The organism is Candidatus Chlorohelix sp. (genome assembly GCF_037138995.1).
Taxonomy (GTDB): domain Bacteria; phylum Chloroflexota; class Chloroflexia; order Chloroheliales; family Chloroheliaceae; genus Chlorohelix.
Window position 1 is genome coordinate 16,225 of sequence record NZ_JBAXHI010000041.1, and the last position, 18,065, is coordinate 34,289.

Genomic DNA, 18,065 nt, shown 5'->3' on the forward strand with positions numbered 1-18,065 from the left:
TTCTCCTTTGAAGGTTTAAGCGATTAGCTTATTTTGCCAGAAAAACTCGCGCGGGTGCGCCATCGGCATTTTCGATTTTAAGAGGGAGCGCCATTAGAGTATATTCGCCCGGTTCGATAGCTCGCAAATCTAACCCCTCAAGAATAACCACTTTGTTTGAGAGTAACAGGCGATGGGTCGGATAATCCTCACAATCAAAACGCTCGATGCTGAGATAATCAATTCCCACCAGCTTAAGCCCGCGCTGCAATAACCATTCCGCGCCGCTAGGGTTAAGCGCGACAAAATCGCGCCTGAAATGAGTGTTATCATTCCAGAACTCTGAGTTACGGGTTTTGAAGATGATACGCTCAAACGTATCGGGCAGGTCTAATTTTTCAAGGTCAGTTGCTTCGATGTGCGCTCCGGTAGGGTTAATTTCAAGTACCAGCACAGTACCGACCAGTGCCTCAAGCGGCAGGGTATCAATTCCGGTAGCGCCTTCAATAAAATGAACAGGCGCATCCATATGTGTACCGGTATGGACTCCCATTTTTATTTGCGAAACGTTGGCGGCTGCCCCTTCCGAGATTTTATTGGTTTGCACAATCTCAAGCGAAGGGTCTCCGTGCCAAACCGTCAAGCCGGGATGAATCGGTACGCTTACATCGTAGAGCTTGTTAAAATTCAAGAGAAGCTCACTTTCGCCAGTAATTTTTGCGCCATTTCTGATTGGCGGAAAGCTTGGTGCGTCCAGAGCGCATGAACCACCACGGCGTTAAAAGAAGTAGTGTTCCAATTAAGACAGGTACAATGGAGACATGCTCCAGAATCGGCTCATCTAGTAACCCGAATAGGTCATTAAGGACAAATGAACCTAGTAAGCCGCCTGCAATTCCTAGCGTTGCTGCCATCAAACGCTGGATGGTGGGAATCCAGATTTTGCGGCGGGCTGCCAATTCTGCCAGTAAGCCCATTACTAAGCCGAGTAGGAAGAAAATAACCAAATCTTGCCAGTCTTTAAGGTCTTGCATAGTGTCAGGCACACTCCTGAAGGTTGAATTTGGGGAGATACTCGCCGACTACTGTTCCCCGTTTGTTGGTTATCGGTTGTAGCCCCCTAACCCCCTCAAGGGGGGAAGTATAGGGGACACTTCTATGACCCCTTTTCGGTAGTTACGATGCAACTTCCAGCAGGCGCGGTATGACATTTTTGATTAGTTTGGCAAAGCGCGGACCTGTCTGTCTGCCTACCTCTAGCACTTCAAGATGATTGGGTTCTACCCCTGCCGCGCCAGTTGCCATATTGGTGATGGCGCTGATACCCAAAACTCTCATCCCGCTATGTGCCGCGACAATAGCTTCGGGGACGGTGGACATTCCAACAGCATCCGCGCCGATTCCACGCAAGAAGCGCAATTCGGCGGGCGTTTCAAAGTTGGGTCCGGTCAGCATAATATAAACGCCCCTTTGGAAGTTTACGCCCAGTTTTCCGGCTTCTTCGGTGGCAATGTCAAGAAATTCGGGAGGGTAAACGCGATTGATAGCAGGGAAGCGTGTACCTAGCCTTTCATCGTTAAAGCCTCGCAAGGGGTTATTGCCAACCATGCCGGGTAGAAAGATATGGTCGTTTAAGCCCATCAGGTCTCCGGTTTGATAAGTGGGGTTTAGCCCCCCAGCAGCGTTGGTTAAGATGAGAATCTCCACGCCTAACGCTTTCAACACGCGCATCGGGAAGGTTACAGTCGCCATATCGTAGCCTTCATAGGTATGCAAGCGCCCTTGTAAGGCAATCAGCGGGACACCCTCTAGCTTACCGGCTACCAATTGCCCGGCATGCCCCTCTACGGTGGATTGGGAAAAGAAAGGGATTTGCCGGTAAGGAATCGCTATCTGCTCGGTCAATTCCTCCGCCAAGCTGCCTAGACCGCTGCCCAGCACGATAGCAACTTTTGATAGCCTGTCTTCCAGCACTTTGTTTAGGAAATCTTTAGCGGCTTCCGCTTTTTCGTATATTTTATCCATGCTTACATTCTTCTTAATAAATCGTTCTTTTTCTCTTGAAATTCGGCTTCACTAAGAACCCCTTGATCTCGCAAGATGGCAAGTTGGGTAATTAATGTAGGTATATCCGCTTGTGACGGATTAGCAGGGGCAGCTTTAGGTTGGGGCTGATTCTGGTAGCCGTAGTTTGGCGGCTGCGCTTGTTGGCGCGGAACGGCTGCGCCTCGCTCCTCATAAAAGCGTGGTTGTGGTGGAATGGGCATAGGCTGTGGTTGCGTTCGCATCGTCCTTTCCTGAAGGGCGACATCCGAAGCATCCCCAAAAAAGCCGTTCTTGGCATCGAGCATCGCCTTTTTGAAATCGTTCGGCTTGCTGATGTAGTCGTACTCATTTGCGCCTGTTTCATTGCCGGTCAGGATTTTGATGGTGCCATATCCCCATAACCTGCCAAACATTGACTGGTACATTTCCACGTCATTTACTTTATCAAGGCTGCTATCGCTGAGGTTTTTGTTGATTATCCCCCAGATTTTGATAACCCGTTCGTTAGTGACCAGATATTCTTCCGCTTGCCATACCAGATAGTCAATAAACAATTTCACGAAAGCAATCAGACATGTCAGCGCAAGAGCCAATTCTACTACTGTTTTGGCGGTCTTTTGCCACTCTTCTGTTGGATTTGTGGTTAATATCCATAAAGCTGCTATAAAAGCTACTACAAATAAACCTACCCATTTAATGGATTTAACAGCTACTACGATAATATGCTGATGACCTTGATGAACTATTTTCTCACCGCGTCCCAGTTTATCGTCAATGTATGCCATGTGTGAACCTGCCTCTCTTTAATAAAGAGTATGGATCATTTCTGCCGATTTTAAATCTCGCTCTAGTAAATAGCGGGTGTAACCTTGCATTACGACAGCCATTTCGCGCCGCAATTCCGTTTTAAGCCTGATACGTTGAACTGAAGTAAACTCGCTGCGTTGCAAATAGCGCAAAATTTTCAATGCTTCCGCGCTTAAAATAAGGCTACGTTTTTCCTGTATGCCGCAATTTGGGCATAACGCGCCCCCCATTTCAGGGCTAAAATAATTTTGTGCTGGCTTTAATCTGTTGTTACAGCGTACACAGTTGGTTAATTGTGGGCGATAACCAAGATGGGCTAACAGGTGCAATTCATAGGCGCGGACGGTAGTATCTGGGTCTTGACCGTTATTGATGGCAGAAAGAGTTTCTACCAACAAGCGGTAAATCTCTAGGTTTGGGTCTTCTTCTTCGGTCAAGTGGTTGAGCAAATCCACCACATAGGTAGCATGGTTTATTCGGTTGATGTCGGAGAGAAGTTGTGGGTACGGGTTTATGATTTCGCTTTGGGTTACAAGGTCAAGGTTGCGCCCGGCAGCGATTAACAAGCGTGCTTGGGTGAATAGCCCAACATGCCCGCCTAGCCTGCTGGTAGTACGGCGCACGCCTTTTGCCACTACTCGTAATTTGCCGCGTGCAGGGGTGAACACTGTTAATAGCCGGTCTGCCTCACCCATGTTGGTGCGCCTGATAATGACCGCTTCAGTGCGATATAACCTTTCGTTTTCTTGGCTTGGCAATTCCGGCATAGGGAAAACATTTCTATAAAAAGTTGTTTAGCTGGTTCAATTATAACATATCTATATTAAAATCAACCTGCTATAAGATTTACATCTCCGGCAAGTGCGGTATTCCAATGTTAACGTGCCAAGAGAATTAACCCGTAGAGGCGTATTTGAATACGCCCTTCCCAATCCCCCCCGAATTTACCCAAACAAAGAGGGCGCATCGGAATGCGCCCACCTGTCCCCCGAACGGGGGATACGAATTAAAACCATCTCGCCAACGAACGCCCCGAACCCCTACGTATGTTTATGCTGCCAATTCTTTTTTCATGGCAACGGGCGTTTCGGTTGGTTGACTCTTCTTCAAGCCGGATTTAACTCGGATGGAAGGAACTAACAACGCACCCGCCAAAACTACTAGCGCGATTCCACTGGTAACAAGCAAACCGTTGTGAATGGCAGCGGTCAGGCTGGCGTGTACCGTCTCCACCAACGTATCGGGCAAAGTGGCGGCGACACCTTTGTTCAACAAGTTTTGTGGCTCCGCGATAGTTTCCAGCAAGTTGGAAGGCGCTCCGGCGGCGGCGATTGCCGAACCGTAGCTATTGGTGACGATTGTGCCGATTACCGCTACGCCCATTGTGCTACCGATTGAGCGGAAGAATTGGATGGCGGCAATGCCCACCCCTATTTCACGCCGTGATACTGATTCTTGCACCACTATGTTCATGCTTGGCATTACCTGTCCAAGCCCGAAGCCGATTATCATCATGAAGATTGTCATCGCCCACAACGGCGAGTCGCCATTGATGGTTAGCAGCAGCGACATTCCTATCAACAACGTCACGCTACCGCTAATGAAGGGCAATTTGAGATAGCCCACTCGCCCGATGAACTGACCCGTCAGGATGTTGGCGGCGACCATTGCCAAAGCCATCGGGGTTGTGATTGCGCCCGAACTAGCGGCAGATTGCCCCTTTACCACCTGAATAAAGAGCGGGATAAACAGGGTTGTGCCTAGCATTGTCGCGCTGGAGGCAAAGCTGACCAACGCCATCGTGCGTACCGCTTTGTTGGCAAACAGGCTGAGCGGCAAAATCGGCTCGGCAACTCGCTTCTCCACGTAGATAAAGACCAGCAACAACCCAAACGCTGCGCCCAACAAGCCCAGAATTTGCGGGCTGTCCCATGCGTAACCGCGTGGCGCAACATGTCCGCCCCAAGTGAGCGCAAGTAACAGGCTAACCACCGCGCCTATCATTAAGAATGCGCCTAGCAAATCCACCTTGCGCCGCCCTTTGGGGGTGGACTTTGGCAGATTGAAAACGAGCGCCAAGGTTGCCGCCGCTCCCACCGGCACGTTCACATAAAAGACCCAACGCCAGTCGAGGTTATCGGTGATGAAGCCGCCCAACGCAGGACCCACCACTGAGGATAGCCCGAAAACGGCAGCAATCAAGCCTTGCCAACGAGAGCGTTTGGCAGAGTCGGGGAAAAGTTCGGCGACCATCGCGAAGGCGTTGGAGTAGAGCATACCCGCGCCGATGCCTTGAAATGCCCGGAATAGTACCAGCCAAATCATTGAAGGAGCAGCGCCGCTCAGAGCAGAACCCGCTACGAAAACAAACACCGCCAGCAGCAGCAAGGTTCTACGCCCGAACATGTCGCCGAGCTTTCCGGCAATCGGAATAGTGGCGGTGGAAGTGAGCAGGTAAGCCGTGCTGACCCACGCGAACAGGGAAAAGCCCTGCAATTCTTCCACGATGCGCGGCAACGCCGGGTTCACAATGGTTTGGTCGAGCGCCGCCAGCAAAATACTCATGATTATGCCAGACAGCGCCAGCAGCAAACGTTTATTTTCTGATTGTTCTGATGATTCTGAGGGTTGCGGTTGTACCGCTAACAGTTTCTTTACAGCCACTTTCAATAATCCTTTTGATGTAACCGATTGCTTTTTCTTTTATATACTCGAAAGGGTTAGCCCACATACTTGATGCGACAATGATTGATGCAACAACCATTGATACGACAATGATAATAAAGAATCGTTGATATGTCAATGGTAATTAGAATTAATTTTGAGTTAATTCTCTTGGAATAGGTGAGAGGGGTTTTAATTCGTATCCCCCGTTCGGGGGACAGGTGGGCGTGTCTTGTCACAACATGAGGTTGCTCCTACAGAACCCGAACGCCCTTTGTCACAAGTTTCATGGGTTTTACGTTTAAACTCCGGTCATTTGTATAAGTTACCAATCCCGGATGAGCGCCTTTTACTTTGCGGACGAATTTTTGAGGCACATAAGTAACCTCAACTTTGGTACTATTTTGCCCCTTTGAATAATATGCCGCTAATGCTGCCGCTTCCAGTAGGGTATGTTCCGGCACATCCCGGCTACCTGCTTTTATTATGACGTGCGAACCGGGCATGCCCCGCGCATGTAGCCAGATGTCCTGCCTGTCGCCAAGCTGAAAGGTTACATACTCATTGTGCTGTGCGCTTTTACCAACAAAAATGGTAAAGCCCTCGCTACTGGTAAAAACAGGAGTCTGTAAAACCTTTCGTTTTTTGCGGGGTTTTGCCGCCGCTTTCTTGCTTTTCTCGTCATCTTTAGGTTTTGACCCGTAGCCAGCTTCATCAAACTCGGCTTTTAGGTACATCACTTCTTCAAAGGTTTCGGCAAGCTCAAGTTGAGTTAGCATTTCTTCAAGATAATCCAATTCTAATTGGGTTTCTTCGAGAAGTTCAGGCACACCCGCCAACGCTTTCCGGGCTTTGTCATATTCGCGGAAATAGGCTTGCGCGTTATCGCTTGGCGATAGACGAGGGTCGAGCGTTATTTTTAAGCCGTCTGCTACGAGGATAGTTGCCCCTTCGCTTATTTCATAGAGATTTGAATAAATTGCTTCACCCTTACGGCGCAATAATTCCGCGCTTTCCGCCCGTTTCAGCGACTCTTCTAAGGAAGTCGCCCGCCGTTTTAGTTTAGCTTGATGCTCTCCCACAATATCGGCAATCTGTTGTTTGCGCTGCGATTGCCCGCTAACCGATTCTAATTGGGCATAATATTCTTCTGCGGCAAGGCTTAATGATTCAACTTGTTCCGGCGCAAGCCCATCCGGGATAAATTGTTGCAATTCGTAAGGGGCAAACGCTACGATTTGAGCTTGTTTATCTCGTACCAGCGAGGCTTTTAACTTTGGAGCATCCGACTGATAGAGGGGGCGCATGAGGTTTTTAAGCTCACTGTAAACCGCTTCAAAATTAAGCGTATCCGCTAATTTTCTTTCGCTATTTTCGGGCGCGGTGCGATAGGCGATTTCCCTTGCCAATTGAGGGCTTACCCCACTAAAGGAACTGACCAACGCTTGCCAAAGCGGCGTATTGGGGTTTTGCGCTTGGATGCTTTCTAGTAATTGTACAAATTCGGGGGGTGCTTGGTGGTGCAGCAAGCGTTTTTCTTGCGGTGGAGGCGCAATGTAGGGCTGATGCGGCAAAATTACCCGATAGCGATTTCTACCGGAGGCAACCCGCTTGATAGCATCAATGATGAGATTATCTTCACTGAGCAACATAATATTGCTGTGTCGCCCCATAATTTCACAAACCAATTTACTTTCGTAAATCTCGGTTTCCTCATCAGGAGCTATAAATTCCTCCTCCTGCTCAGTATCTTCCTCCTCAATTTCTTCTTCTACCGCTAAACGTGCGCCGCCTTTTTGAGCAAAAGAGGGTCGCTTGCTTGCCGGAAACTTTTTAGCAATCGTAAGAATAATTATGCGCTCGAAAGGCATTTGTTCTATAGCGGTTACAATGCCATAGCGCAAGTAACGGCGCAACACCAGCATAAAAGGGTTCGCATCACCGGGCATTTGGCTGGCTTTCTTGCTTAGCAGGTGAAACCGCGCGTTTTGTGCGTCCGCGCTTAGGATAAATTGCACCCTGCGCCTGTATTCGGGATTATAGGCTTCTAGCACGATGCTCAAAGCTCCGGTAGGGATGATTTTCTGGATTCGGCAACCCTGTAACAGAGTATCGGCTTCTTGGCATACCGCCGCTAATGCTAATGCGTCTATGGTCAATTTATCCTCAGTTCTATTTACATTCCAGTATGATTTTTAAATTATATTCTGCCAGAGAAGAATCTTGTGGGAGGTTGCCCTTACCAATCCGAACCCTGTACGAGCGACCTCCGGGTCGCGATTTCCTGCCCTTGCCCCCATCCCATGAGATTTTACCCAAACAAAGAGAGCGTGTCGAGCCACGCCCCGAACGAGGGATACCAATCCGAACCCGTTCCCGTACGGGCGTTTGGTATGAATTTAAATCAATTTTGCGATTCGGGCTATTTTTCCTGAAAAAGACGCGCCAGCATACGTCGGATAGACGTTTCAAAATATCCCCTTGCTGTATAACATAAATGCCACCGGGAAATGGTCGAGCTAAGAAGCCAAACAAATCCCGGAAATTAGCAAACGGGGGATTTTATGGAACAGATCGAGTCCAACACCCATTCATTTATTATCAAGGTTTGGCTCGAAGAAACGGCTGTAGAAGCTCAAAAGCCGCTGTGGCATGGTTACATCTCACATGTGGGCAGCGGCAACCGCCGTTATCTGAAAAATCTGGATGAAATCAAGCCCTTCCTCGCCGGTTATCTGTCGGAGATGGGGGTAAAGCTCGGCTTCTGGGAGCGCCTGAGAGCTAAACGGCAAGTGAAACGTTAATGAGTATTCTGAAAAAGGAGAATTAACTATGGCAACTGTTGAAAGCTTTATCCCCACCTCTCTTTGGACGGCTAACTTCAACCTGACGGTACTTGATCCTTTGGGGCTCAATCCGGCTACCATTATCCGCAATACCGATGCATGGCAGCTACAGGTTGATATTAATTTATCCGGACCTGTCGTTCCTTTCTTGGGCGGTACATTCCATATTCAGCCCTACATCGAAGCTCTGGGCGCGGATCAGGAAGGTCAACTCATTTCTGAACAAGTTCAGCCACTAGTTGGACTTTCTACTTATTCGCTTACCTTTAACATTCAGAAAGCTTCCTCTTATCCAATCGTTCCCGGCGGTGTAGTCCTCGACCCCGGTCCGTATCGCTTGACGTTGGTGCTGACCTATACCGATTTGCTCAATAATCCGGGTGAAATTGCCGGTTTCGTTGAAGGTCCGATTATCCAATTCTACATTCCGTAATAGCGCAACCTCTTAGTTAGTAAGCGGGCTTGCGGTTTTCGCGCTGCAAGCCTGCCCCTCAATATTTGAAACAGGAGTGACAAGGCAATGGGTAACAGACGCACCAAACCCGATATGCCCGATGAGCCACAGAAAGGCGATGATTTCAAGCAAATACACGGCATTGGTCCCTCGGTGGAAACGCGCCTTCACAAAGCGGGTATCCTGACCTATGCCCAATTCGCGCTGCTCTCGCCCGCCGATGTTGCCGCTCTATTGCTGGATATAGCCGGAATGAACGCAGAGCGTATCGCCACCCAAGATTGGATTGGGCAAGCGCATTCACTCGCCAACGATAACAGCCCGGAAGAACGGCTTGATAATCCAGTTAGCAAAAAAAAGAAGGAAAATTACGCTATCTTTACCCTTGAAATGTTGCTGGATGAGCAACAAGCGGTACAGCGTATGAGCGTGGTAAATGTGCTGGAAGGGTTGGAAGAAACATGGGATGGCTGGAATGAAACATGGTTGCGCGAGTTTATCACTCGTAGCGCAAAATTGAAGCTACCCGAAGCTGCCCCCGCTCCCCGCCTTTCAAAAGGCATCCGCGAGGTAAAACCGGCGTTGGAAGGAGAAGCCCTTTTAGAAATGCTTGAAACCGTTCCCGCCAACCGGCATAGCAGCGTTTTCCGCTCCGGCGAGCCGTATATAGTCAATTTGAATCTGGATTTGAGCAAGGTCGTAGCGGAGCCTACCGCTCCTATAAAGCTATCGGCGGTGGTAAAAGCCAAGAGCTTGAGCGGCGGCGCTCGTTACACCTTGTGCGAAGCAACCGAAACTGCCCAACCGGGCGGGAAAGCCAGCCTGAAGATGAGCGGCATCGAACTTAAGCCGGGACTTTATCGTACCGAAGCAATGATTACATTGGCAACGCCAGAAAGTAATAATGAACTGACTACCAAATTCGAGGGAAGCTTATTTCAGATTTACTAAACTAGCGCAACTTAATCAGAGTAGGTGATCGAGGGCGGCAGCTTTGAGCATATTGCGTAAATTATCCAGCTTTTCTTCGATTACGGCATGGTCATTTGCGTTTTGCTCGCCCGAAACCGCGCTACTTGCGGTCATATCCAGTTGAAAACCATATTTGGAGGCGGAATGGGTTACCATTTCGTCACCGGGGGTTAGCACTTTCTTAGAGTAATTGGGAGGGGCATGCATTAATAATCGCCTTCCACAAATGGGGCAAAACCATTCTTCATGCCCTGTCTGATGCTTTCCCACAAATACCATTTGATGCTTTTGAGAACCGTCCATTATAAACTCCCGAAATATATACTAATTTAAAGTAGCAACAACACACTACAGGGTTGTTGTAGCCAAATAGTTTCTATTGTTTTTGTTTCCCACTGGGCGCCTTGATACTGGTGGGGTACGGCATTTCGGGGGAAGGGCAAACCCTTCAAAACTTATTTGAAAAGCTCACTTGCTCTAGAAATCTTCGTTGGTATAGAAAACCCCAAGCAATTCCACCTTAATCATGAACAATAAACCGCCTTATAATAAGTATAACACGGTAATTTTCTTAAAAGAAGAACCATTAATATAATTTTATGTGTGGCTAAACAATTTCGTTCTGCCCACGTGTCGGCAATTGCTTTAGGCTCTGCTCCATTTTCTCAATCCCAACCTTGAGTTGGTCATCAATCCCGGAAAGAAGGGCTTGTAATTGCCTTAAATGGTTGATAACTTCGGGCAATTGTAATATCCCAAACTGAGAGGGGTTATCGTTCGTCTCTGGGATGGGTATTAACGAATCGGCGCGGATTTGCTGGTATAGCTGATAGGTACGGCGCGAAGGCTTAATGCCTAACTCTTCTTCCAGCACTAACGCACACCGCTGATACTGCCGCATTGCCGCGCCCCTATCGCCCGTTAGGTAGTGCAGTTTCATTAGGCGTTGGTGGGTGCGTTCGCGGGTGCGGTCGTGGCATAGAATCCGCAATCCATAAGAGATGCCTTTTTCATAGATACTATGCGCCTCGCAATAATCCATTAGCTTATCCATCATCGCCAAATAAATATTGTGCAGACGTTCGCGCTCGTTCAAGCACCAATCCCCATACCAGCCTTCCAGCAGGTCGCTTTGGTATAGGCGCAAGGCTTCCTCCATAAAGCGGGCGCGGGTTAAATCCAATTCATGCCCTTTCATGCCTTGCACAAAAGTATAAACTTCCTCAAATACACCTACATCCAGCCATAAACCTTCATTAGAATTTAGCAAAACCCATTCCGGCTCTACCACCAACAGCGCAGCAGATTCGTCGGAAGCGGTAAGTACGTTTTGCAATTGCCACAACGTCTGTCGCAAATTCTTTTTTGCAGGCACTCCCGGCAAATCGGGCCACAGCAAGGTCGCTAACGCCTCGCGTTGCAAGGGGCGATCCCGATTTAACAATAAATAGCTGAGTAGCTCTTGTAATTTGCGAGCCTCAAACCCCTCAAGCTCACAGTTATTGTTTTCAACGCGAAGTCTGCCAAACAAATAGACCTGCAATACGGTCATCGTTGCTAACTCCTGTTCGGATTGATAGTTTTATGACAGCAAGTTATTAAAATATACCCAATATATACCGATTAAAGGCGACTCTTGGAATTACTTAAAATGGGTTTGGACTGCGATGAAAAAATTGAAATCTATGAGCCGATTTTTCAGTACAAGCTACAAAAAGCCCGACTAGTTTCCTCTTAAATATAAACGTATCTTAGCATATTTTCAGCTTCATGAGAGGTTAATTTAGTATAAGATTATTTTTCATTAATCCATTAATTCTTGTTAATTTTAATGATATTAAAAGGTATAGCAACATTTCTATTTTTTAATGTACAACCTCCCACAAGATGCGCCCTCGATGGTTTGGCGCAAATTGGGGGACTCCAGCGTCGCCCCTACGGGAACGGGTTCGGAGGTTCGGATTCTGTGGGAGGTTGCTCTTGCCCTCGATAATGCGCCTTCGATGGTTGGGTAAATTCGGTGGGGAGATTGGGGCGAGAAAAGAAAATAAGCCCATATTTCATTTTTCCTATCCTTGCAATAGCGTTTCTTAATCCAGTTAGTCATTGACAAAAGGACTCTAAGGTTATTACAATGGATTCAATAAATGGTAGATAGATAGTTCCTAAAAGGTTGTTGGTATGCGGTACACTATTGAAAGCAGTATATTTGATTACGAAGCTGGAAACCATCCGCTAAAACCCGGCAGCCCATTGGCGCGTTTTACTGAGCATGTTTCCCGCCCTGATGAGAAAATTGACTTGGTTGAAGCAGCCATGATAATTGCTTCCGCCGAATATCCAAGTTTGAATATCGGTTACTATTTGAAGCAACTTGAAATTATGGGTAACGATATACGGTTGTTGCTTGCCGATGAAAATGACCCCTATAAGTGCATCCAAACCATTAACTCGTACCTGTTCCACACTCTTGGCTTCAAAGGCAATCAGACTGAATATAATGACCCCCGTAACTCCTACTTAAACGATGTGCTAGAACGGCGCGTTGGAATCCCCATTACGCTTTCCTTGATTTATATAGAGGTTGGCAAACAAGTAGGCTTGCCCTTTGAAGGAATCGGGCTGCCCGGTCATTTTATTGTACGCTATCGGCAACACGCCCAACACGCCCAACATACCACCGGGCATTGGGAGCATGGCGCAGAGTCCGGTTCTAAGCAGGAAGAAGATATTCTGCTTGACCCCTTTAATGAGGGCAATATTCTAACCTTAGAGGATTGTACCCGCTTAGTAAGTGAAGCATATGGCAACTCTATACCGTTAGTGCAAGCCTTCTTAAATCCTGTATCAAATCGCGCTTTCCTGAGTCGGTTGCTCAATAACCTTAAAGCCAATTACATCTCATTCGAGGATTTTGAGCAAGCATTGGCTATCGAAGATTTTCTCGCCGTATTAAACCCTGAAGATTGGGAAGAAATACGAGATAGAGGAACTATCAAAAATCGGTTGGAACACCGCTGGCAAGCTATCCTTGATTATCAGAAATACTTGCGCCACACTCCCAATGCCAGCGATGCTGCCTCCATTAACAGCCAGATTACAGGTATCCTGAAAGACATTGCCATCAACAATTAGGGTAATCAGACTCTTCATTTTATCGGCGTTTATCGGCGTGGTTTTGTTTTTGCCTTCCACTACGCCCGCTTTAATTGCCAAGTTTAACCCCCCTGATGCGCTCGCCTATCTTAATGACTTTCAGGCGAAAACTAACATCCCCCCATTACGAGATGAGTATGCTGTAAATAATCGCTTAAAAGGTAACGGCGCAAATCTAAATCCGGCGCGTACCACTACCCGCCCCCCTTACCAACAAGGGGAGGAGGATAATTTCTGGGTATTCGATATTCTTCGCAAGAATTATTTACAAGTTAAGGCTCGCTTGCAGGTTGTCACCGCGCATGTTTACTGGTTTGTGGACAAAAATTATTCAGTAAACTCCGCCGCGCTTGAAAATGCGGCTCGCTTGTTTGAAGAAAAAATTTACCCCACCAACCGCCGCTATTTTGGCGAGGAATGGACACCCGGCGTAGATGGAGACCCCCATCTGGCGGTTTTAAATACCACGCTTAGCGGTGGAGTCATCGGCTACTACAGTTCCGATGATGAGCTTTTGCGAACTATTAATAGTAAAAGCAACGAGCGCGAAATTATCTATGTAATGGGGCATCCCGAAAACACCGACTCATACTTGAGCTTGCTGGCGCACGAGTTTCAGCACATGATTCACTGGCACAATCAGCCCAATCAGGAAGTCTGGCTCAATGAGGGGGCAAGCGTACTGGCGCAAACCCTCAACGGGTTCAGCAGTAGCGGATATGAGAGCGCGTTTTTTAATCGTGCCAACACGCAATTAGATAACTGGACTTGTATCACATGCGCCCCCACGCGCTTTTACGGGGCAGGTTACTTGTGGATGGCATACCTCAAAGATGTTTACGGAGAAAAGGTTATCAGGGACACCATCACGAACGGCAAAGGGCTGATAGGGTTTAACGCGCTAGATTACGCGCTGGCTAAAAATGCAGACCCGCAAATCACCAGCGATAAAGTGTTCAAGGATTGGGCTTTGACAAACTATATAAACCGCACTACCGCCGACCCTGCTTTTAATTATAAGAAAGTAAGCTCTCGCATTAGCGCCCCTACCAACATAATCAGCAAACTGCCCGACAGCAAGAGCGGGAATACTTTTCAATACACCGCCCAATATTACAAGGTCGAATCAGGCGCGGGCGGTTTCACCCTAAACTTTCAGGGCGCGTCCACCGCTTCACTTTTTAATACGCAACCTGCAAGCGGTAAAATGGTATGGTGGACAAATCGGGGCGAAAATTCTGATATGACCCTCACTCGTGAGGTAGATTTATCTAGCGTTAAAAAAGCCGCCCTGAAGTTCAAACTATGGTTCGATATAGAACCGCAACTTGATTATCTGTACTTTGAGGTGTCCGAAGATGGCGGCAAAAGTTGGCAAGTATTACCCGCCAAATATACCACTGTTTACGAGCAATCGGGCAAAAACTATGGAGCGGGCTGGAGCGGGCGTAGTAGCGGCAATGGCTCAGACCTGACCGATAGCGACAGCCTGACGGCGGATTGGATGCAAGAAGAAATAGATTTGAGCCGATTCGCCGGAAAGCGCGTACAGCTACGCTTTGAGTATCTGACTGATGAGGGCTACAATCGGCAAGGCGCGATTCTAGACGATTTCGAGATACCAGAGATAAATTGGCGCGATAATGCGGAAAGCGGCGATAACGGTTGGCAAGCTAATGGCTTTCTTCGCACGGGCGCAGCAATTCCGCAAAAGTTCTGGGTAAGGGTAATGAAACTGGACGGGGCATGCGCCGCCAAAGATACCGCCGCCCTTTCTACTGCTGATAACGGCTCTTCTTGCCTACAAGATATGCTATTGGATTCCACCAATGCTGGGTCTTTGAAAGTAGCGTATGAAAATGCGCTAGTAATGGTCGCGCCGTATGCCCCCCAAACTTTGGTTCCCGCCGAATTCACCTTAAACTTCAGCCGCTAAATTCAGGTGACTTGCCACTCTTGCTCTACAATTTCGCCGCTTTCACCCCACAAATCCGGCTTGACGATTTTGTAAGCGCGGATAACCGGATTAGCAGGTTCGGCAAAAGACACCAGCACATAGTAACTGTCCGGGTAATAGGCAGTACGCACATCGGTAGGCGAGGGGTAAGCGGGAGTGTGGATATGGCTGTGATAAATCGCCGACAGTTCCAGATTAGCCGCCTCTAGTTGCTCTTGCGCTTGCAGTTGTTGGCGTGGGTTTACTAGGTAGCGTTTGGGTTTATCTTCGGGTGCGACATTTTCAGTCGGGTAATGGCGGCTTACTAAACCGCCCTGTCCCCCTAACAAGCCGCACCCCTCATCTGGAGAGCAGCGGCGCAGATGCGCTAACATCTCCTCGTAGATTTGGGCAGGAATAAACAGCATATTGGTTATTCGCTAGATTGCTCCGCCGCTCATAGCGGGCAAAATTACGATTGTGTCGCTTTCCTTCACGGGTGTAACCAAGCCCTGCAAGAAGCGCACATCTTCATCGTTTAAGTACAGGTTCACGTAACGCGCAATTTCCCCATCTTCGGTTAAAAGCTGGTTTTTGATGCCGGAATATTTGCGGTCTAGGTTGTCCAGCAATTCGCCAACAGTTGCCCCTTCTATCTGTACTTCCTTTACTCCCCCGGACAACTTACGCAAAATCGGCGGTAGCTTAATGTTCGACATTAGTTTTATCCTCTCCTAACGAATATTGCAAGCGGGAATCAATACATCACCGCGCCGGTGCTGTTCCAGTAAATCATCAATATCGGCATGCTCACCGCAAGCAACACATTTGGGGTCACGCCGCAACTTCAAGCTGGTAAACTCGGCTTCTAACGCATCGAAAAGCAGGAAACGCCCGGCGAGGGTTTCGCCGATGCCAAGCGCGAGTTTTAACGCCTCGTTCGCCTGTAACAAGCCGATTACGCCCGGTAGAACGCCAAGCACGCCCGCCTCGCTACAATTAGGAGCCATTGCGGCAGGGGGTGGGTCTGGATAGATGCAACGATAGCAAGGTCCCTCAAACGGAATCAGGGTGGTTAATTGCCCGTTGAAAGATAGAATGCTGGCATGCACTACGGGTTTACGATATTTTACCGCAAAATCGTTCACCAGATAGCGCGTCTCGAAATTGTCCGTACCATCCACCACCAAATCATAATCGGGCAAAATGCGCTCGATATTTTCGGCAGTTAAACGCTCTTTGTAAACCACCACGCGCACATCAGGGTTCAAGTCAGCAATTGCTTGCGCCGCGCTATCGGCTTTATATTGCCCTACCCGCTGTTGGGTGTGGATAATTTGGCGTTGCAAATTGCTCTCTTCCACCACATCATTATCAATAATACCAAGCGTGCCGATGCCGGCAGCCGCTAGATAAAAGGCGTTGGGTGCGCCCAAACCGCCCGCGCCAATGAGCAGCGCTTTGGTATCCAGCAATTTAAGCTGCCCCTTTTCGCCTACTTCGGGCAGCAGAAAATGGCGGCTGTAGCGTTTTTGCTGTTCTTTGGTAAGATTGCGAGGTTTAGCAATGGGATAACCGGCGTTTTTCCAAGCGTTATAACCGCCAATCATCGAACTGACGTTGGTATAACCCATTTCATGCAGGGTTTTAGCGGCAAACGCGCTGCGAACGCCACCCGCACAATACAGAATAATCGGGGCATTCTTTTCAGATACCGTTTCTTCTATTTTGCTTTCCAGAAACCCACGCGCCACATGAAGCGCTCCGGGAATATAACCTTCATCCCATTCGTACTTTTCGCGCACGTCCACCAACCATACCGATTTGTCAGCCTTGATTACTTCGGATGTTTGAGCAACAGTAGTTTCGCGGATTTGCGCTTTGGTGCGCTTTAGCAATTCATTATAAGAATTTGCCATGTTATAATTCCTTTAAATGTTTGTGAACTAAGTTTATCGAATTTTATAATATATCACCCTGCTACAGCATAGTCAAGAAGCCCAACCAACGAACGCCCCGAACCCGTAGGGGCGTTTTGAATACGCCCTTCCCAATTTCCCCCGAACCTACCCAAACAAAGAGGGCGTGTCGAGCCACGCCCCTACAAAATCACCTCGCGCCCTTGCCCAAACCCCTTTGAGAATCGTTTTATAGAGGACAATTTCTTTCTTGCAACAGCCCTGCCATGTGCTAGTGGGCGGTTGCAATAGTTGTTGGTTTATGGAACACTTTTGAAGAAGGTTACCACTTATTTCGGGTTTACTACTGTTTTCTACTTTGGGCAGTAGCCTAACATTAGTTTACCACTTGGCGCTAACCTTCTCCTCCTTTTCTTGCCCTTTAAATCTGTACGGTAGCAGCTTCTTTTTCAGCAGGGGTCAGCACCCGCTTGACCTCGAATACATTCCTTTCAACCATTGCCAGCATTTGAATGTGATGGAATAAAGGCAGCACTTTGTCATAATCAGGGCGGGGCATAATCTGAACATATACTCCGTATCTTTCCTCAAAAACTACAGTGGAGGAGTCAAAAACCCCGTATTTTTCCACGCCCCCTGTATGAGATTCCTTGATGGCAGCAGCAAGGGAAGCATTTTTACCGCTAAAGGCAGCTTCAACATTAACTTCAGCAATTTGCGCTGCCTTTAAAATAGTGGCTTTATCTAGCGGTTGTTTTTCCTGATGGTGTAGTTTTCCAAGCTCAAGATAAAAAGCATTCAAAGCTTTTTGCCCACCGGACTTTAAGGCTGCTGCGCCTGCCAGAAATGCCAATAACCCATGCGCGTTAGGGTCTTCTGGTGTAGTATCCCAGATATTCCAGGATTCATCTTTGCGATTTGCCTGTGCTACAGAAAAGAAATAGAAGCGCAGGTCAATTAAGTCATCGCCCATTAACTCAACCACATCTCGCAGCCACAGGGAGGTTTGGTAAGCAAAAGGGCATTGGAAGTCAAAATACAGGTCAATTTCCAGTTTACCGCTTGCATTGAGATCTAGGAAAGCAGACATTTAAAACCGCTCCTTTCATGTTAAGAGTTACATCTGATTGCTGAGCCTTAATATAATTATTGGGTATTGCTCTTTCTAACGTTAGAAATGCCGGGTTTAATCTTTCAATTATAGCCGCTGATTGAGGGCGTTTTAACTCGTAAACTCCCTCATCTACCATTTAACTCATTATCCCATCTTAATGACTTGGGATTTA

The 18,065-nt window shown here is 47.9% G+C and carries 20 protein-coding genes; 5 read left to right on the forward strand and 15 right to left on the reverse strand.

The features are described 5' to 3' along the window. Nucleotides 1-28 precede the first annotated feature (28 nt). The 8 genes from WCK19_RS15265 to WCK19_RS15300 form a co-directional block, all read right to left on the reverse strand. Nucleotides 29-670 (reverse strand): cyclase family protein, encoded by a 642-nt coding sequence (locus WCK19_RS15265; protein WP_342398254.1) that lies wholly within the window; start codon nt 668-670, stop codon nt 29-31. A 7-nt stretch (nt 671-677) separates the two neighbouring features. Next, nucleotides 678-1,013 carry a hypothetical protein gene (locus tag WCK19_RS15270; RefSeq protein ID WP_342398255.1) on the reverse strand — a complete coding sequence of 112 codons (336 nt, stop codon included), beginning with the start codon at nt 1,011-1,013 and terminating at the stop codon, nt 678-680. A 142-nt stretch (nt 1,014-1,155) separates the two neighbouring features. Further along, nucleotides 1,156-2,004 carry a purine-nucleoside phosphorylase gene (locus WCK19_RS15275; protein WP_342398256.1) on the reverse strand — a complete coding sequence of 283 codons (849 nt, stop codon included), beginning with the start codon at nt 2,002-2,004 and terminating at the stop codon, nt 1,156-1,158. Nucleotides 2,005-2,006: 2 nt separating this feature from the next. After that, nucleotides 2,007-2,810 carry a PH domain-containing protein gene (locus tag WCK19_RS15280; protein ID WP_342398257.1) on the reverse strand — a complete coding sequence of 268 codons (804 nt, stop codon included), beginning with the start codon at nt 2,808-2,810 and terminating at the stop codon, nt 2,007-2,009. An 18-nt stretch (nt 2,811-2,828) separates the two neighbouring features. Beyond that, nucleotides 2,829-3,599: a DNA repair protein RecO gene (gene recO, locus WCK19_RS15285; RefSeq protein ID WP_342398258.1), complete on the reverse strand. Its 771-nt coding sequence runs from the start codon at nt 3,597-3,599 to the stop codon at nt 2,829-2,831. A 283-nt stretch (nt 3,600-3,882) separates the two neighbouring features. Beyond that, complete coding sequence (locus WCK19_RS15290; RefSeq protein ID WP_342398259.1) at nt 3,883-5,496, reverse strand: MDR family MFS transporter; 1,614 nt, start codon at nt 5,494-5,496, stop codon at nt 3,883-3,885. 254 nt (nt 5,497-5,750) lie between these two features. Continuing rightward, a complete protein-coding gene (locus WCK19_RS15295) occupies nt 5,751-7,655 on the reverse strand; it encodes an NFACT RNA binding domain-containing protein (RefSeq protein WP_342398260.1) in 1,905 nt (634 codons plus the stop codon). Between the two features lie 13 nt (nt 7,656-7,668). Further along, entirely contained in the window at nt 7,669-7,968 is a 300-nt protein-coding gene (locus WCK19_RS15300; RefSeq protein WP_342398261.1) for a hypothetical protein, read from the reverse strand. Nucleotides 7,969-8,060: 92 nt separating this feature from the next. Between WCK19_RS15300 and WCK19_RS15305 the strand changes: the two genes are divergently transcribed. The 3 genes from WCK19_RS15305 (at nt 8,061) to WCK19_RS15315 (ending at nt 9,747) form a co-directional block, all read left to right on the forward strand. Then, nucleotides 8,061-8,300 (forward strand): hypothetical protein, encoded by a 240-nt coding sequence (locus WCK19_RS15305; protein ID WP_342398262.1) that lies wholly within the window; start codon nt 8,061-8,063, stop codon nt 8,298-8,300. Between the two features lie 28 nt (nt 8,301-8,328). Further along, complete coding sequence (locus WCK19_RS15310; protein WP_342398263.1) at nt 8,329-8,775, forward strand: hypothetical protein; 447 nt, start codon at nt 8,329-8,331, stop codon at nt 8,773-8,775. A gap of 87 nt (nt 8,776-8,862) precedes the next feature. Beyond that, entirely contained in the window at nt 8,863-9,747 is an 885-nt protein-coding gene (locus tag WCK19_RS15315; protein WP_342398264.1) for a hypothetical protein, read from the forward strand. Between the two features lie 15 nt (nt 9,748-9,762). Here WCK19_RS15315 and WCK19_RS15320 read toward each other — a convergent pair whose 3' ends face one another. The 3 genes from WCK19_RS15320 to WCK19_RS15330 form a co-directional block, all read right to left on the reverse strand. Continuing rightward, nucleotides 9,763-10,071: a hypothetical protein gene (locus WCK19_RS15320; protein ID WP_342398265.1), complete on the reverse strand. Its 309-nt coding sequence runs from the start codon at nt 10,069-10,071 to the stop codon at nt 9,763-9,765. Between the two features lie 304 nt (nt 10,072-10,375). After that, nucleotides 10,376-11,320 carry a BTAD domain-containing putative transcriptional regulator gene (locus tag WCK19_RS15325; RefSeq protein WP_342398266.1) on the reverse strand — a complete coding sequence of 315 codons (945 nt, stop codon included), beginning with the start codon at nt 11,318-11,320 and terminating at the stop codon, nt 10,376-10,378. Nucleotides 11,321-11,633: 313 nt separating this feature from the next. Further along, nucleotides 11,634-11,825, reverse strand: a complete 192-nt coding sequence (locus WCK19_RS15330; protein ID WP_342398267.1) for a hypothetical protein — start codon at nt 11,823-11,825, stop codon at nt 11,634-11,636. Nucleotides 11,826-11,949: 124 nt separating this feature from the next. On the opposite strand from WCK19_RS15330, the gene WCK19_RS15335 reads away from it, so the two are divergent. Both WCK19_RS15335 and WCK19_RS15340 read left to right on the forward strand, forming a co-directional pair. Next, on the forward strand, nt 11,950-12,903 hold the full coding sequence (locus WCK19_RS15335; RefSeq protein ID WP_342398268.1) for a transglutaminase-like domain-containing protein: 954 nt from the start codon (nt 11,950-11,952) through the stop codon (nt 12,901-12,903). After that, nucleotides 12,887-14,860 (forward strand): hypothetical protein, encoded by a 1,974-nt coding sequence (locus WCK19_RS15340; RefSeq protein ID WP_342398269.1) that lies wholly within the window; start codon nt 12,887-12,889, stop codon nt 14,858-14,860. The genes WCK19_RS15335 and WCK19_RS15340 overlap by 17 nt, the downstream gene beginning before the upstream one ends. 2 nt (nt 14,861-14,862) lie before the next feature. Here the strand turns inward: WCK19_RS15340 and WCK19_RS15345 are convergent, their stop codons facing one another. The 4 genes from WCK19_RS15345 to WCK19_RS15360 form a co-directional block, all read right to left on the reverse strand. Continuing rightward, nucleotides 14,863-15,288 carry a Mov34/MPN/PAD-1 family protein gene (locus WCK19_RS15345; RefSeq protein WP_342398270.1) on the reverse strand — a complete coding sequence of 142 codons (426 nt, stop codon included), beginning with the start codon at nt 15,286-15,288 and terminating at the stop codon, nt 14,863-14,865. Nucleotides 15,289-15,300: 12 nt separating this feature from the next. Next, nucleotides 15,301-15,579 carry a MoaD family protein gene (locus WCK19_RS15350; protein ID WP_342398271.1) on the reverse strand — a complete coding sequence of 93 codons (279 nt, stop codon included), beginning with the start codon at nt 15,577-15,579 and terminating at the stop codon, nt 15,301-15,303. Between the two features lie 15 nt (nt 15,580-15,594). Then, entirely contained in the window at nt 15,595-16,779 is a 1,185-nt protein-coding gene (moeB, locus tag WCK19_RS15355) for a molybdopterin-synthase adenylyltransferase MoeB (RefSeq protein WP_342398272.1), read from the reverse strand. Nucleotides 16,780-17,200: 421 nt separating this feature from the next. Next, on the reverse strand, nt 17,201-17,869 hold the full coding sequence (locus WCK19_RS15360) for a DsbA family protein (protein ID WP_342398273.1): 669 nt from the start codon (nt 17,867-17,869) through the stop codon (nt 17,201-17,203). Between the last annotated feature and the right edge of the window lie 196 nt (nt 17,870-18,065).

Excerpts from the sequence above, each read along its gene's own strand:
- WCK19_RS15330 (WP_342398267.1), bottom strand. The coding sequence starts at position 11,825 with ATGGGCTTATTTTCTTTTCTCGCCCCAATCTCCCCACCGAATTTACCC.
- WCK19_RS15280 (WP_342398257.1), bottom strand. The coding sequence starts at position 2,810 with ATGGCATACATTGACGATAAACTGGGACGCGGTGAGAAAATAGTTCAT.
- WCK19_RS15305 (WP_342398262.1), top strand. The coding sequence starts at position 8,061 with ATGGAACAGATCGAGTCCAACACCCATTCATTTATTATCAAGGTTTGG.
- moeB (WP_342398272.1), bottom strand. The coding sequence starts at position 16,779 with ATGGCAAATTCTTATAATGAATTGCTAAAGCGCACCAAAGCGCAAATC.
- WCK19_RS15310 (WP_342398263.1), top strand. The coding sequence starts at position 8,329 with ATGGCAACTGTTGAAAGCTTTATCCCCACCTCTCTTTGGACGGCTAAC.
- recO (WP_342398258.1), bottom strand. The coding sequence starts at position 3,599 with ATGCCGGAATTGCCAAGCCAAGAAAACGAAAGGTTATATCGCACTGAA.
- WCK19_RS15360 (WP_342398273.1), bottom strand. The coding sequence starts at position 17,869 with ATGTCTGCTTTCCTAGATCTCAATGCAAGCGGTAAACTGGAAATTGAC.
- WCK19_RS15270 (WP_342398255.1), bottom strand. The coding sequence starts at position 1,013 with ATGCAAGACCTTAAAGACTGGCAAGATTTGGTTATTTTCTTCCTACTC.
- WCK19_RS15335 (WP_342398268.1), top strand. The coding sequence starts at position 11,950 with ATGCGGTACACTATTGAAAGCAGTATATTTGATTACGAAGCTGGAAAC.
- WCK19_RS15320 (WP_342398265.1), bottom strand. The coding sequence starts at position 10,071 with ATGGACGGTTCTCAAAAGCATCAAATGGTATTTGTGGGAAAGCATCAG.
- WCK19_RS15315 (WP_342398264.1), top strand. The coding sequence starts at position 8,863 with ATGGGTAACAGACGCACCAAACCCGATATGCCCGATGAGCCACAGAAA.
- WCK19_RS15350 (WP_342398271.1), bottom strand. The coding sequence starts at position 15,579 with ATGTCGAACATTAAGCTACCGCCGATTTTGCGTAAGTTGTCCGGGGGA.
- WCK19_RS15345 (WP_342398270.1), bottom strand. The coding sequence starts at position 15,288 with ATGCTGTTTATTCCTGCCCAAATCTACGAGGAGATGTTAGCGCATCTG.
- WCK19_RS15325 (WP_342398266.1), bottom strand. The coding sequence starts at position 11,320 with ATGACCGTATTGCAGGTCTATTTGTTTGGCAGACTTCGCGTTGAAAAC.
- WCK19_RS15275 (WP_342398256.1), bottom strand. The coding sequence starts at position 2,004 with ATGGATAAAATATACGAAAAAGCGGAAGCCGCTAAAGATTTCCTAAAC.